This window comes from Celerinatantimonas diazotrophica, assembly GCF_004339545.1.
In the GTDB taxonomy this organism is placed as follows: Bacteria; Pseudomonadota; Gammaproteobacteria; order Enterobacterales; family Celerinatantimonadaceae; genus Celerinatantimonas; species Celerinatantimonas diazotrophica.
Window position 1 is genome coordinate 77,218 of the sequence record NZ_SMGD01000002.1, and the last position, 12,073, is coordinate 89,290.

Below are 12,073 nucleotides of genomic sequence, written 5' to 3' on the forward strand. Positions count from 1 at the left end.
CTCTATGTCCGATCAATCATCTCAACCTATTGTAGAGCAACCGGAATCGAAGCCTTCTAAAGGACCATGGGTTCTTGCTGCTGTTGCGCTTATTGTATCGGTCGCGGTAGGCGGATATGGCTGGCAGCAGATACATGGAATGACCCAACAAGTGCAACAATTGAGTGAACAAAACGCCCAATTACAAAGCACTTTAAGCTCGGCACAAACCACTGCAGCCAAACAAGCCGCGCAGTTACGCGCCCAATTGGCGCAAAACCAGCAAGATCTGAAAACGCAGAGTAGTCAAAGCCGAATCGTGCTCAGCCAGATGCAAAACACGACGCAAGCACTCAAACAACAGCTGGCCAACCTGAATATTCATGACTTAAACCAATGGCGGCTGTACGAAGCCCAGTATTTAGTGCACTTAGCAGCCCGCAAAGCTTGGCTTGAAGGTGATATTACTTCAGCCATTGCGCTCCTTAAAAGCGCCGATAAAGGCATTGCGCAGTTACACGATCCCAAATATATTCCACTGCGCCGGGCCTTGGCCGATGACATCAATCAACTTGATTCACTACCCAAGGTTGATATTGAGGGCATCATGATTCAGATAAACAGCCTGCGTGAGCAGATTGCCCATCTGTCGCTCACTCGGGTGAATCTTCCCAAAGTGAGCGATGCAGCGGTGCCAAGTGAGCAAAAACCATCGTGGAAAACGCGACTGGCAGACAGCTGGCATAAATTTATCAATCAGTTTGTCACCGTTCGCCGCCGAGATAGTGATACCAAACCATTGCTCGCGCCAGAAAAAGCTTGGTACCTAAAACAAAATTTACAGCTACAATTACAGCAGGCGGCACTGGCAGCAGGAAATCATCAGTCCAAACTGTATAAGCAGAGTTTAACGCAGGCCAGTCAATGGCTGTCCCAATACTTTACGCACAACCCTGCGGCGGAGCATTTGGTAAACGCCATTGCTCAGTTGCAAAAACAATCCGTTGCAGCCGTTAAGCCGGGCCAGCTCAATAGTGTCGAACTGATCGACAAGGCCGTTGATCAGATTAGCCAGCAAGATTCGTCCAAGGAGGAGGCTAAATGATTCGGCTATTTTTATTACTTTTGGTCGTCGCCGCAGGCATGATTGCCGGGCCGTTACTGGAAGGTCATCAAGGTTACATTTTAATCGCCTTCGGCCATTACACCATTGAAATGTCAGTCGTAGGTGGCGTGACCGCGTTGGTTGTCATTTATATTCTAGTGCAACTGCTCAGTGCCTTAATTAAGCAACTCTGGCAAGTCTTTCCGGGATTGCGCTATGGCATGAAAAATCGCAAACAGGCGATAGCGCGTAAACAAACGCAGGAAGGTTTGCTATCACTGTATCAGGGTGATTATGAAAATGCGCATCAACAACTGGCAAAGTCAGCCAAAAGCAGTGATTCCCCCTCATTGAACTACCTGTCTGCCGCGCGCGCAGCTGCCAATCAAGGGGAACTCAAATTAAGCGACAAACTACTCGCAAAAGCCGATAAGAAAAGTGGCGATTCACAAACTCGTCAAGCGGTTTGGTTGGCAAGAGCCAAACTAAAACTGGAAAGTGGTGATATTGAAGCCACGCGCCAACTGTTAGAACAATTACCCAGCAATCAACAGCATCGCCCTTCGGCAATGCAAATTCATTATCAGTTGGCTAAAGCCGACCACGATTGGGACAAACAGTTAGAACTGTTAGAGCATTTAAGTAAATTCCAACCCGAACGCTGGCAAGAAGAGCTGGAATATAGCTATCGGGGGAAATTCAATCAACTGGCGAGCGCAAGTGAGGGCGAATTCGAAAGCTTTTGGCATAACCTCTCACGCAAGTTAAAACAGCAATCGTGGTTATTACGCGCCGTTTTACCGGCTTTGCTCAAATTACAGCGGACCGATCTCATCACCAGTCTGCTCAAAAAGCAGATCAAACAAAAAGATCCAACCAGCTTATCGATATTGCCACGCTTGCCCAAAGAACAAGCGACGCAGTTCATCAGTCAGCTGGAATCGTTAAGCAAAAATGACCCGCAAAATACCACCCTATTAACCGTACTGGGGGCCATTTACATTCTCAATAGCCAATTAGACCCTGCCAGCGAGGCGCTTAAAAAGAGCCAAGAGATTTCTCCCAGTGCCCGAAACTGCAAACTTTTAGGAGATATCAGTGCTGCTCGCCATGAATCTGAACAGGCACTGAGTTGGTATCAGCAAGCATTTCAGCTGCGCACAACCGAGACATCTAATTAAATAAATTCGTATGCATCGCCATGCAGCTGGCTGGCAATCAGACCTTTAGCGAAAAAGGCATCGCGAGCAACGGCGGCCATTTCAAAACGCCCTGCAACATATACATCGACGTCTTTAAGTGATGCAAAATCACTTAAGACCGCTTCGTGAACTAACCCTGTATGATACTGCCATTGCGCAATCGGCTGTTCAATCACTGGATTAAATTGAACCTGACCAGCATCGTGCCATTGTTGCGCCAACTCGTATAAATACAATCCACCGAGGTTCCGCCCCCCCCAATACAGATAGACATTCACCGAATGTGGCATCTGATTAAGGGCTTCAATCAACGCTTTGGCATAGGAAAATCCAGTCCCACCAACCATGATCAGAACATCCCGTTCTGGTGTCTGTTCGATCACTGACCGGCCAAACGGCATCTCAATATCAATCTGTCCTTCAGTGCGCATGCGCTCTAACACTTGACCAGCGTATAAGTTCTCTGGGGTAGCGCCAATATGCAACTGCAAATGTTGCTCTCCTGGGGCATTTGCGATTGTAAACGGGCGCTTATCATCATTTGCCATAACCACCTGCAGATATTGTCCAGCAATGTAGTCAAAGCTTTGCTGAGGTTTTAATACAACGTCATAAACATCATCTAAAATAGGACTCAGCAACTCAACTTGGCAATTCATCCGTTCCATGCAAACTCCATCATTTTAATCGTATCCCTATATTAACACTTCCGAGCATTAACTATTAGCATACGTTTTTATAACAACATTTAACTTTCAGTGCATTACACCCGATCACCGCAGACTAATCAATGCCTAGTGACGGCCAAATCGCATCGACTCGCTGTTTGACTTCTGCATCCATCTCAATGGCTTCCCCCCATTCACGATTGGTTTCACCAGGCCATTTATTAGTGGCGTCTAACCCCATTTTAGAACCCAGCCCGGTGACCGGGGAGGCAAAATCTAAATAATCGATCGGTGTATTTTCCATCAACACCGTGTCCCGAGCAGGATCCATACGGGTTGTAATCGCCCAGATCACATCTTGCCAATTGCGCGCATTAACATCGCTATCACAAACAATCACAAATTTAGTATACATAAACTGGCGTAGAAACGACCAAACCCCCATCATTACCCGCTTGGCATGACCGGGATATTGTTTTTTCATGGTCACGACAGCGAGCCGATAGGAGCACCCTTCTGGGGGGAGATAAAAATCGACAATCTCAGGAAACTGCTTTTGGATAATCGGTACAAAAACTTCATTCAGTGCTTTACCCATCACCGCCGGTTCATCAGGCGGCCGACCGGTATAGGTAGAGTGGTAGATCGGATCTTTGCGATGGGTCATATGTGTGATGGTAAATACTGGGAACGTATCCGTTTCATTATAGTAACCCGTGTGATCGCCATAGGGACCCTCGACGGCTTCTTCCCCCGGCATCAAATAACCTTCCAGCACAATCTCAGCGGTTGCCGGAACCTGCAGATCACAACTGATACATTTAACCACTTCCGTGCGCGAACCGCGCAGTAAACCAGCAAAGGCATATTCTGAGAGCGAGTCAGGTACTGGCGTCACAGCTCCCAGCGTCGTCGCCGGATCACATCCTAAAGCCACAGCAACCGGGTATGCTTTGCCCGGGTTGACCTCTTGCCATTCACGATAGTCCAGCGCCCCTCCCCGGTGCGAAAGCCAACGCATAATGAGCTTATTTTTACCCAACTTTTGCTGGCGATAAATGCCGATATTCTGACGCTTCTTAAACGGCCCCTTCGTCACAGTTAGCCCCCAGGTTACTAACGGAGCGGCATCTTTGGGCCAACAGGTTTGAATCGGTAATTGATCTAAATCGACGTCCTCCCCCGATAAGACAACCTCCTGACAAGGTGCTTTGCGGCGAGTTTTAGTCGGCATATTCAGAACCTGCTTAAAAATGGGCAGCTTCTCCATGATCTCCTGCAAACCGCGTGGTGGTTCGGGCTCTTTTAAGTAAGCCAGCCACTGACCGATATCACGAAGCTCACTGGTCTGCTCACGCCCCATGGCCAACGCTACTCGCTCTTCACTACCAAATAAATTGCCCAACACCGGCATCTTATGGCCTTTGACACTCTCAAACAAAAGTGCAGGCCCTTGTTTTTTAAGGGTTCTATCGCAGATTTCGGTCATTTCCAAATATGGATCAACCGTTTGGTGAATTCGCTTTAACAGTCCTCGTGATTCGAGCAAAGCGATAAATTCACGTAGATCTCGGTATTTCATTCTCTCCCCTTAAATCTGAATCAATTTATGAAGGTGCAGTACATTAAGCGCTTGTTGATGATATGGACCTTTCTCTTTTTGCTGGAGTAAGTATAAGCGCGCTTTAGGATATCGCTTAGCCAAAAGTGCCATTGCATCAAAGCTATAAAATATTAGGTGTTTGTTATCGAGTAGTTTCTTAAAGATGGACAATGCCTGTTGTGGATCATAGTGCGCCGCTATCGCATGCAGTGTATCCACACTATATTGATCGACTGGCCGAGCAAATAACAGAGCCAGTAGCTTTTCATCTTTAAGATGATAGGCAATCGCAGCCAGAACACTATTATCTGGGAAATAATAATGATGTTCAGTGATTTTTTGCCAGCTACGGCGTAGTTGCTTAGGATCCAGCTGTGAAAGTGCGTACACGACATTTTGCTGCTCGGAAAAGAGCGCTGGATTATCTTTGCTAAATATCTGCTGCCAGGGAAGTGTTCCTTCACGCAGTTGATTTGCATATTGCTGGCGACGCTTCACAATTCGCCAATGGTTTAAAATCGCCCGGGCAAGTGCTGGATAATCGTAGCGAGGACGCACAACTTGATAGCCATCTATTAACGTCGTCTCACTCAGTGTTGGTCGCTCTTTAGCAATGGTCTGCAACCACGGAATAAGCGCCTTAGCGGGTTTAGGATCTAATTGATAATATTGACTGAGCAACACATACAATAGTGGTTCACGCTTTTTTGCGGGCAAAATTGGAATGTGATACTGCAACCAAGACAGATTATGATTCACCAATGCCTGACTCGCTCGATTGAGCAATGGCAAACTGTCATCAAATGTTTTTTTACCCCACGCCAATGTTGATAGCGTCAGCAAAGCAAAGGCACATCCGATATAGAGCAGGTTTCGAGTCATGGTAAATAAGCGGCATCTATCGCAAAAAGCTTATCATAGCATGCTCTGGGCCGCTGCCCACGCATAGCGTGTTTAAATCCTGGCCAATAAAAAGACCGACTCGGTGGTCGGCCCATTATAAGCATCAACGATTATTTTTTCTTCATTGCATCAAAGAATTCATCGTTGGTTTTAGTCATTGCAAGTTTATCGATGAGAAACTCCATCGCATCAATTTCATCCATTGGATGAACAATTTTACGCAGGATCCACATCTTTTGTAATTCGTCGGCGGTGGTCAGTAACTCTTCGCGACGCGTCCCAGAACGGTTGATATCAATGGCAGGATAAACCCGTTTTTCAGCAATTTTACGACTTAAGTGCAGTTCCATATTACCGGTACCTTTGAACTCTTCGTAAATCACTTCGTCCATTTTCGAACCCGTATCGATCAATGCAGTCGCAATAATGGTAAGGCTTCCGCCCTCTTCAACATTACGCGCAGCACCAAAAAACCGCTTCGGACGGTGCAGCGCATTCGCATCAACACCACCGGTGAGCACTTTCCCTGAAGATGGAATAACGGTGTTATAAGCACGCGCTAAACGAGTGATAGAGTCAAGCAAAATCACCACATCTTTTTTGTGTTCAACTAAGCGTTTGGCTTTTTCAATCACCATTTCAGCCACCTGCACGTGGCGGTTGGCCGGCTCATCAAAGGTCGATGCGATAACTTCCCCTTTGACCAGACGCTGCATCTCGGTCACTTCTTCGGGACGTTCATCGATTAAGAGAACCATCAATTCGCATTCAGGATGGTTAAATACAATATTTTGGGCAATGTTCTGCAGCAACATCGTTTTACCCGCTTTAGGCGGAGCAACAAGTAGGCCACGCTGACCTTTGCCGATCGGTGATGCTAAATCCAGAACACGTGCTGTAATATCTTCAGTTGAACCATTGCCCCGCTCCATCCGTAGCCGTTTGGTTGCATGCAGCGGTGTTAAGTTCTCAAACAACACTTTGTTGCGAGAATTTTCCGGCTTGTCATGGTTCACTTCATTAATTTTCAATAACGCAAAATAGCGTTCACCATCTTTAGGCGGACGAATTTTTCCGGCAATAGTATCACCAGTGCGTAGGTTAAAACGGCGGATCTGACTTGGCGATACGTAAATATCATCAGGTCCAGCCATATAGGAACTGTCTGCACTACGCAAAAAGCCAAATCCATCTTGAAGGATTTCTAGCACGCCGTTGCCAAAAATATCTTCGCCACTTTTGGCGTGTGCTTTCAGGATTGAAAAGATTATGTCTTGTTTACGTAGTCGGGCAAGATTTTCCAGCCCCATCTTCTCGCCTAGCGAGACCAGATCGTGGACCGGCGTGTTTTTCAGCTCAGTTAGATTCATAATGGTGAGTTTCTTGATTGGTTAGAGATAAACCCCTAAACAGTGTTTATTTTTCAGATTTCGTTTAATCAAAAAGTAATGATAAGTGATTCGCTACAGACTGAAGTATGGAATGGGCCTTTGGGTCGGCACAGAAACTTCGAATAAATAAATTAGCACCGATGCAAGAGAAAATCCAGTAAATTTAATCAATAAAGCAGACTCATTAACTAAGTCTGCTTGGTTCTGGTCTTTATTAAGAATACAAATTAAATGTTTTCGTTAATAAATTCATGTAATTGCTGCTTTGATAGGGCACCAACTTTAGTCGCGGCCACATTACGATCTTTAAAGATCATCAAAGTAGGAATACCACGAATCCCATATTTAGGCGCTGTTTCAGCCTGTTCATCGATGTTCAGTTTAGCGATTTTTAGCTTACCAGAAAATTCCTCTGCGACTTCTTCGAGAATAGGTGCAATCATTTTGCATGGACCACACCATTCTGCCCAAAAGTCTACAAGGACTGGCCCCTCTGCATTGAGAACATCGTCTTCAAAGCCTGAATCAGTTACATGAACAATGTTGTCGCTCATCAGTTACTCCGGGTTACAATATGTAGGTCACAAAAAGTAAAAGTACTTTTCGTAATATTAGTCGTTCTATTTGAATAGATCCTGCTTATTATTGCAACCCTAACCTGATATGCTTTAGTAATGAGTAAAAAACACTTAACAGACCAGAAATTTGCCAATCTGGACCTCCAACCACAAGTGCTTAAAGCACTGGAGCAGCAAGGCTACGAATATTGCAGTGCTATTCAGGCAGAAAGTCTGCCGATTTTACTGCAAGGAAACGATATTGCCGGTCAGGCGCAAACCGGGACTGGCAAGACTTTAGCGTTCTTAATTGCCACATTTAACCACCTGCTGGTCACTCCCGAATTACCGCAGCGTCAAACCAATCAGCCTCGCGCGGTGGTGATGGCACCTACGCGGGAATTAGCCATTCAAATTCACCGTGATGCCAAAATACTGGCTAAAGAGACCGGACTAAAAATGGGGTTAGTCTACGGCGGTGAAGGTTATGAAAGCCAGCGCCAAGTTCTCGATGAAGGTGTAGATATACTGATCGGCACCACCGGGCGGATGCTCGATTACTACAAACAGGGGATTTTTGATCTTAAAGCCGTGCAAGTATTGGTGCTTGATGAAGCCGACCGGATGTTCGATTTAGGATTTATCAAAGATATTCGCTATTTAATCCATCGAATGAGTACTCCGAAAGAGCGATTAAACATGCTATTTTCCGCAACCTTGTCGTATAAGGTCAAAGAACTAGCATTCGAACACATGAATGAACCGAAACACATTGTGATCGAACCAGAACATATGACCAGTGAGCGGATCTCTGAAGAGCTATTTTATCCATCTAATAACGAAAAAATGGCGCTATTCCAAACTATCCTTGAAGAGGAATGGCCCGACAAAGCAATTGTGTTTGCCAATACCAAACATCGCTGTGAAGAGATTTGGGCCCACTTAAAAGCCGATGGCCATCGCGTCGGAATGCTTACGGGTGACATTGCTCAACGTAAACGCTCAAAAATCTTAGAGCAGTTTACCCAAGGCAGTATTGATATTCTGGTCGCAACCGATGTTGCAGCGCGTGGACTACATATTCCCCATGTTACGGTTGTCTTTAACTATGACCTGCCTGATGATGCAGAAGACTACGTTCACCGTATTGGCCGAACAGGTCGCGCGGGGGAAACCGGCAAAGCAATCAGCTTAGCCTGTGAAGAGTATGTCTTCAACTTGCCAGCTATCGAAGAGTACATCAAACATACGATCCCGGTCACCCAGCACAATCCTGAGGCAATTTTAGATGACCTGCCAGCCCCGGTAAAAATTCACCGTTCACGTAATAATAACCGTGGCGGTAGTAATAAAAAAAATGGTGACAGGTCCCGGCGCGGCAATTCTCGCAACCGTCGGCGCAGTAATAGTGGCTCGCACAACAGCCATGCCAAACAAGCTTAGGAGTCAAATGTGACGTCGCCCTTGTACGCTGCTATTGATTTAGGTTCGAACAGTTTCCATATGTTGATCGTACGCGAAGTCGATGGTGCCGTGCAGACCGTTGCGAAAATCAAGCGGAAAGTCCGTTTAGCTGCCGGGCTGGGTGAAGATAATCAGCTAGATGAGGCCGCGATGATGCGCGGTTGGCAGTGCTTAAGCCTGTTTGCCGAACAGTTACAGGATATCTCGCCACCAAATGTCGTGATTGTTGCCACAGCCACGCTGCGTCAGGCTGTCAATCGAGAGCAGTTTATCGGTAAGGCTGAGCGGATTTTAAACCATCCGATTCAGGTGATTAGTGGCGATCAGGAAGCCCAAATCATCTACCGAGGCGTCGCCTGCACCAGCAGCGGACGCGGTCAACGTCTGGTGATTGATATTGGTGGCGCCAGTACCGAACTCATTATTGGTGAGAAAAATCGGACCCTGCTACTTAACAGTCTCCATATGGGGTGCGTCACTTGGCTTAACCGCCATTTTAACTTGTCGGAACCCCTCACCAAAGAGCAGTTTAACCACGCGATCACGGCTGCCAAGGCAATCTTATCGCCTTATTTGAGTAGCTATCGACGTCTCGGTTGGCAAAGCTGTATCGGCGCCTCCGGTACGATTCAAGCCGTTCAGGAAATCATGTTGGCTCAGCAGTTAGGCGAGCCAATGACGCTGAAAAAGCTTTATCAACTACGCAATCAAGTATTAGCCTGTGGACAACTTGAACAGTTACAGTTAAATGGTTTGAGTGCTGATCGAACCCCTGTTTTTCCAAGTGGCTTGGCGATCTTAATCGCATTGTTTGAAGAGCTTAAAATTAAGCAGATGAGTTTGGCTGGCGGCGCTCTTCGTGAAGGATTGGTCTATGGATTGCTCAGTCAACAAAGCTCATCGAGTGTACGCACACAAACTGCGCAGAGTTTTCAAAAACGCCATCGAATCGATGCCAAACATGCGCAACTAGTATGTGATTATGCGCTCCAACTTGCCGCACAAGTCACCCCCGGATTGGATCACCATGAGCGGCAAATGTTGCGTTATTCTGCCATGTTTCACGAGGTCGGACTTAACATTGAATTTAAGCGCGCCCCAGAGCATGCTGCATATATTATCGATCACAGCGACCTGCCAGGTTTTAGTCTAGAACAGAAACATCTGATTTCGGCTATCTTGCTCAATCAACGTGACAGTTGGCAACTGATACCGCTCAAACGCCAGCGTGCCGTCACCTACTCACGCGCATTGATGTTAACCCGGATACTGCGTATCGCCATTATCTTAAGTATGCGCCGCTCTCAGCACCAGTGCTTATCGATTAATTTGCTCCAACAGATTGATAATCCAAACCACTGGACCCTCAATATGCCACCGGGTTGGTTAGATGATTATCCGTTGCGTAGCGCTGAATTACAGCTTGAACAACAGAATCAACCCGAGGCAGACCTCACTTTGGAAATTAACGAACTTATCGCCTAATGCAATAATCTGCTTGGTACAGTTGATTAAACGGCGAACTAAATTGCAACATAGCCTGAACCACTGGCAATGGTTCGTCATGAAGATTTGCCACCTGTGCCACGGTACAACCAAGCGAAAACGGGTACTGCCAGCCAAGATTTGCCATGGGTTCAAAGCCAAAACGCGGATAATAATCAGGCAACCCCATCACAACTAATGCATCGTAATTGCGCAGACGCAACTGTTCAATCCCCACCTTCACCATAGCCGAACCAATACCATCTCCTTGATATTTTGGAATCACAGCCATCGGCTCTAAAATCATCATTCGTAATTGTTCTTCGCCAGCCAACGAGATAGGACTTGCGAACAAATGGCCGCTAACATGTCCATCAACCTCAGCAATCAACGACAAAAATTCCGTTTGCACGGCGCGAATGGCTTCAACAAATTTCGCTTCTTGAGGGCGTTGAAATACCTGAATATAAATCTGGCGAATCGCATCATAATCGCTTGGTCGAGCAATACGAAATGTTGGGCTCAAACTACTCATTAAATCGTACTCCCTAATAACCGGTATCGGGATTGCTTCACAGACAAAAATCCTCCTTGATTGCTCCGATAGTCATCGAACACCATGGCTGTTATCAAAATCTATTTAAGCATAGAAGCTTTATCGCCGATTTGTTATAAACAATCCAACTTGGCAAGAACTTTGAATTTAGCACTGAAAGAGTTGGTACGTAAAACACAATTCCCCCACACACCAAGCAGCCTGTGATAAGATTTAGCGCTTTCGTCCTCTGGTATTGTTGGTAAAGGATTTAATCAGTCATGGGCTATGAATGGCTCGCTCTTATCTCAGCTGCACTCTGGGCTTTAACCAGCCTGATCTCTGTCACTCCGGCCCAACACTTAGGGGCATTTAGCTATAGCCGGTGGCGGATGGCTGTCGTCACTGTAATTTTAGCACTGTTAAGCCTATTTACGCAGGGCCTGAAGAGCATTCATGGTGTCGATTTTATTTGGCTTATCAGCTCCGGTGTGATTGGGATCTTCTTCGGTGATACAGCCTTGTTTGCCTGTATGAATCGAATTGGTCCACGTCGTGCACAACTTTTATTTACCTGCAATGCAATTTTTTCGCCCGTGTTTGGGATTCTGTTTTTTCACGAAACACTCTCGTTGACTCAACTCGCGGGGGCGACATTGTTATTAATCGGTGTCGCATTGGCAATTCTATTTGGTAGAAATCAATCCAATCGCTGGGAGGCTATCCGTGGTCCATTGATGATCGCCATTTTACTGGGATTAGCCTCAGCATTGGGTCAAAGTTTAGGCTCAGTCTTAGCCAAACCGGCGATGCACGCAAATACCGATGCCATATCAGCTTCCATGATTCGCATGGCTTCAGCATTGCTCGCGCATCTCATTTTATGGTGGCGAGCCCCCCAGTTGGCTCGCTCTATCCATCCCATGAACCGTTCCATTTTCAAATATGTCTTTGCCAATGGTTTTCTGGCAATGGCGGTGGGTATGACATTAATTTTATACGCACTACGCCATGGCGATGTTGGGTTAGTCGCACTATTTTCAGCCACAACACCGATCATGATCTTACCCATGCTGTGGTTCTATACCAAACAAGCCCCTACACGCAGTGCCTGGGTCGCTTCGGCGTTGGTCGTCGTTGGGACCGGATTTCTTTTATAATTCTACCAAAAGGTTAACAAC

At 46.3% G+C, this 12,073-nt stretch carries 11 protein-coding genes; 5 read left to right on the forward strand and 6 right to left on the reverse strand.

Annotated elements, in window-relative coordinates; translation table 11 throughout:
* Window positions 1-4 precede the first annotated feature (4 nt).
* Both EV690_RS01060 and EV690_RS01065 read left to right on the forward strand, forming a co-directional pair.
* Window positions 5-1,084 carry a uroporphyrinogen-III C-methyltransferase gene (locus tag EV690_RS01060; RefSeq protein WP_131911094.1) on the forward strand — a complete coding sequence of 360 codons (1,080 nt, stop codon included), beginning with the start codon at window positions 5-7 and terminating at the stop codon, window positions 1,082-1,084.
* Window positions 1,081-2,265: a heme biosynthesis HemY N-terminal domain-containing protein gene (locus EV690_RS01065; protein ID WP_131911095.1), complete on the forward strand. Its 1,185-nt coding sequence runs from the start codon at window positions 1,081-1,083 to the stop codon at window positions 2,263-2,265. The genes EV690_RS01060 and EV690_RS01065 overlap by 4 nt, the downstream gene beginning before the upstream one ends.
* Here EV690_RS01065 and fre read toward each other — a convergent pair.
* The 5 genes from fre to trxA all read right to left on the reverse strand — a co-directional run bounded on the left by fre (window position 2,262) and on the right by trxA (window position 7,405).
* A complete protein-coding gene (gene fre / locus EV690_RS01070) occupies window positions 2,262-2,954 on the reverse strand; it encodes an NAD(P)H-flavin reductase (RefSeq protein ID WP_131911096.1) in 693 nt (230 codons plus the stop codon). The genes EV690_RS01065 and fre overlap by 4 nt on opposite strands.
* A gap of 115 nt (window positions 2,955-3,069) precedes the next feature.
* On the reverse strand, window positions 3,070-4,536 hold the full coding sequence (gene ubiD / locus EV690_RS01075; RefSeq protein WP_131911097.1) for a 4-hydroxy-3-polyprenylbenzoate decarboxylase: 1,467 nt from the start codon (window positions 4,534-4,536) through the stop codon (window positions 3,070-3,072).
* A 9-nt stretch (window positions 4,537-4,545) separates the two neighbouring features.
* Window positions 4,546-5,439 carry a hypothetical protein gene (locus EV690_RS01080; protein WP_131911098.1) on the reverse strand — a complete coding sequence of 298 codons (894 nt, stop codon included), beginning with the start codon at window positions 5,437-5,439 and terminating at the stop codon, window positions 4,546-4,548.
* Window positions 5,440-5,570: 131 nt separating this feature from the next.
* Window positions 5,571-6,830, reverse strand: a complete 1,260-nt coding sequence (gene rho / locus EV690_RS01085) for a transcription termination factor Rho (RefSeq protein ID WP_131911099.1) — start codon at window positions 6,828-6,830, stop codon at window positions 5,571-5,573.
* Between the two features lie 248 nt (window positions 6,831-7,078).
* Entirely contained in the window at window positions 7,079-7,405 is a 327-nt protein-coding gene (gene trxA / locus EV690_RS01090; RefSeq protein WP_131911100.1) for a thioredoxin TrxA, read from the reverse strand.
* Window positions 7,406-7,525: 120 nt separating this feature from the next.
* Between trxA and rhlB the strand changes: the two genes are divergently transcribed.
* Window positions 7,526-8,851, forward strand: coding sequence for an ATP-dependent RNA helicase RhlB (gene rhlB, locus EV690_RS01095; RefSeq protein ID WP_131911101.1), 1,326 nt, complete (start codon window positions 7,526-7,528; stop codon window positions 8,849-8,851).
* Between the two features lie 9 nt (window positions 8,852-8,860).
* Window positions 8,861-10,357, forward strand: coding sequence for a guanosine-5'-triphosphate,3'-diphosphate diphosphatase (gppA, locus tag EV690_RS01100; RefSeq protein WP_131911102.1), 1,497 nt, complete (start codon window positions 8,861-8,863; stop codon window positions 10,355-10,357).
* Here the strand turns inward: gppA and EV690_RS01105 are convergent.
* The gene (locus tag EV690_RS01105) at window positions 10,347-10,892 is read right to left on the reverse strand and encodes a GNAT family N-acetyltransferase (protein ID WP_131911103.1); all 546 of its coding nucleotides are present in this window, start codon (window positions 10,890-10,892) and stop codon (window positions 10,347-10,349) included. The genes gppA and EV690_RS01105 overlap by 11 nt on opposite strands.
* Window positions 10,893-11,173: 281 nt before the next feature.
* Here EV690_RS01105 and EV690_RS01110 point away from each other — a divergent pair, with 281 nt between their 5' ends.
* Window positions 11,174-12,052 carry a DMT family transporter gene (locus tag EV690_RS01110; protein WP_131911104.1) on the forward strand — a complete coding sequence of 293 codons (879 nt, stop codon included), beginning with the start codon at window positions 11,174-11,176 and terminating at the stop codon, window positions 12,050-12,052.
* Window positions 12,053-12,073 lie beyond the last annotated feature (21 nt).

Excerpts from the sequence above, each read along its gene's own strand:
- fre (WP_131911096.1), bottom strand. The coding sequence starts at position 2,954 with ATGGAACGGATGAATTGCCAAGTTGAGTTGCTGAGTCCTATTTTAGAT.
- EV690_RS01105 (WP_131911103.1), bottom strand. The coding sequence starts at position 10,892 with ATGAGTAGTTTGAGCCCAACATTTCGTATTGCTCGACCAAGCGATTAT.
- EV690_RS01060 (WP_131911094.1), top strand. The coding sequence starts at position 5 with ATGTCCGATCAATCATCTCAACCTATTGTAGAGCAACCGGAATCGAAG.
- EV690_RS01110 (WP_131911104.1), top strand. The coding sequence starts at position 11,174 with ATGGGCTATGAATGGCTCGCTCTTATCTCAGCTGCACTCTGGGCTTTA.
- rhlB (WP_131911101.1), top strand. The coding sequence starts at position 7,526 with ATGAGTAAAAAACACTTAACAGACCAGAAATTTGCCAATCTGGACCTC.
- ubiD (WP_131911097.1), bottom strand. The coding sequence starts at position 4,536 with ATGAAATACCGAGATCTACGTGAATTTATCGCTTTGCTCGAATCACGA.
- EV690_RS01080 (WP_131911098.1), bottom strand. The coding sequence starts at position 5,439 with ATGACTCGAAACCTGCTCTATATCGGATGTGCCTTTGCTTTGCTGACG.
- EV690_RS01065 (WP_131911095.1), top strand. The coding sequence starts at position 1,081 with ATGATTCGGCTATTTTTATTACTTTTGGTCGTCGCCGCAGGCATGATT.
- trxA (WP_131911100.1), bottom strand. The coding sequence starts at position 7,405 with ATGAGCGACAACATTGTTCATGTAACTGATTCAGGCTTTGAAGACGAT.
- rho (WP_131911099.1), bottom strand. The coding sequence starts at position 6,830 with ATGAATCTAACTGAGCTGAAAAACACGCCGGTCCACGATCTGGTCTCG.